This is a genomic window from Coprococcus intestinihominis (assembly GCF_040096555.1).
GTDB classification, from domain to species: domain Bacteria; phylum Bacillota; class Clostridia; order Lachnospirales; family Lachnospiraceae; genus Coprococcus_A; species Coprococcus_A intestinihominis.
The window spans coordinates 1-1,774 of the sequence record NZ_JBBMEK010000405.1 but is presented as its reverse complement, the minus strand read 5'-3'; the positions used below and the strand labels follow the sequence as shown (position 1 = coordinate 1,774).

At 45.9% G+C, this 1,774-nt stretch carries 3 protein-coding genes and 1 pseudogene; all 4 read right to left on the bottom strand.

Features of this window, described 5'->3' with window-relative positions; all coding sequences use genetic code 11:
* A partial coding sequence (locus WMO25_RS17690) for a hypothetical protein (RefSeq protein ID WP_349086513.1) occupies window positions 1-249 on the bottom strand: 249 nt, incomplete at its 3' end.
* Complete coding sequence (locus WMO25_RS17685; protein WP_349086512.1) at window positions 246-563, bottom strand: hypothetical protein; 318 nt, start codon at window positions 561-563, stop codon at window positions 246-248. The genes WMO25_RS17690 and WMO25_RS17685, both read right to left, overlap by 4 nt.
* Entirely contained in the window at window positions 527-844 is a 318-nt protein-coding gene (locus WMO25_RS17680) for a hypothetical protein (protein WP_349086510.1), read from the bottom strand. The genes WMO25_RS17685 and WMO25_RS17680 overlap by 37 nt, the downstream gene beginning before the upstream one ends.
* Window positions 841-1,774, bottom strand: a pseudogene (locus WMO25_RS17675) (hypothetical protein); the annotation flags it as partial. The gene WMO25_RS17680 and the pseudogene WMO25_RS17675, both read right to left, overlap by 4 nt.

The window sequence follows — 1,774 nt, the reverse complement described above, 5'->3', positions numbered from 1 at the left end:
CTTGTGATTGTTATGTACTGCCTCCGGCCCCATGATATGATGGTCCAGACACAAATACACCTTTAGGCCCTCCGCCTCAGAGTTCTGGCGGTTAGGGCCATCATAGATGTGATGTTCATGGACTACCGGATATCTCCGATAGTCCCCTTTTAACTTCATGCAGAGATAGCAAGTGCCATCCTTGCAGTGCAGGATACTGGCTTTGTGTTTTTTTCTCTTTTTCTTTCGTTGTGGTTTTGGGTACATCATTCCTCTGGCACCTCCGGCGTGATATCTACACCTTTGAGACTTTTCAAAACCTTGATGTTCTTGTCATCTGTCCGGAAATGTGCTCTCAGCTTGCAGACATTGTTTTTCCACAGGATTCCTCTTAACGGATTGAAAAGTGGCTCCGTGACTGTATATTCTCCCTTGTCCTCTTCTACCATTGCATTATTGATAATCGAAACAAACACGTTGTTGACCGGATAGATCTGGCCGGTCTGCTCATCCTGCAGGAGCCTTTGAACGGTTCCCTGTGTTCCTATCAGTAACACGTCAGTGATGGTCTGAGTATCCTGCATATTCCTTTCTTCCCTCCTCTCGGCCCTTTTCTGATTTCTTTATAGTTTTCACATTCTTCACAATGTCGTTTCTTCTCGTCTATATCCTGCCTTGTTAGCCTCGCATACTCATTCATGATTTTCTGCAATGTACAATTCTCACACTCTTTTTCACATCCGTTCTCGCATGGCATATCTACATAGTCAACTTCCTCAGTTCCTCCACTCGTTACCGGATTTGTAAACGTGCAATACTCTCTTGGTACATACATATCTCCGTAAACTCTTGTCATCTTTATCATCTTGCGTCCTCCATCGGCTTTCCGAACCGGTCAACTTTTTCGCTGAGCCATTTGCGTAGATTCCATGTATTTGCCAGATCTGTCACTAGCAACCGGTGGCTCTTGTATTCATCAGCCATATATTCCGCCATTCCCTGCTCTGACAGCCTGTCCATGTACTCTTTTCTGGTACCATATGCCGCCTCTATGACTTCTGTTTCTTCTGTCTGCTCTCTCTCGGCCGTTTCCTGTTCAGATTCTGCTGTTTGATTTTCTGCGTCTGAGCTTTCATTTTCTCCGGTTTCATCATCCTCAACCTCCTCTTTTTCTAGTGTTTCCGTGGATTTTTGCGCGGGCGCAATTTCCTCTCTCTGGCTCTGCGCTCCTGTCTGTTCATCGGTCCTCTCTGCAGGTTCTTCACAATCTGCTTGGCCGCTTTCTTCTCCATCGGTGTCATCTTCCTCTTGTCCTGTTCCTGCTTCATCAGCTGCTCCATGATCTCCCATGCCTCCTTTCTCAATCTCCTGGACATCATCAGCGCCAGTTTCTCCAACTGCTCCACCGTCATCCTCTGGCTCAGGAGCTTCTGTTGCAGTTTCTTCTCTTCCTGGCTCATCGGCCGTATCCTGTACTGTGGTTTCTTCATCGTCTGCTCCTCCAAAATGGTTCTGCCAGGTCTTAGGTCCTGCTGCCGTATCATCAAAAATCTCCCTTGTCAGCTGATAGAACTCCCACCAGGTCATATCCTTTGGCGTATCTCCGAATTTCTTAAATGTGACACGGTTTTCATACATCATCATGAAATATAGTCCTTTTTTGTACGAACGGTTTCCGGCCGGATTTACTATTTCAATGAATCTGTTGATTGTCTGCTCATCAAACTCCTCGCCATATACTGCATTGAGTATGAGTTCGTTGTCCTGATAGAATTTTTCGACCAGCTGACTGATA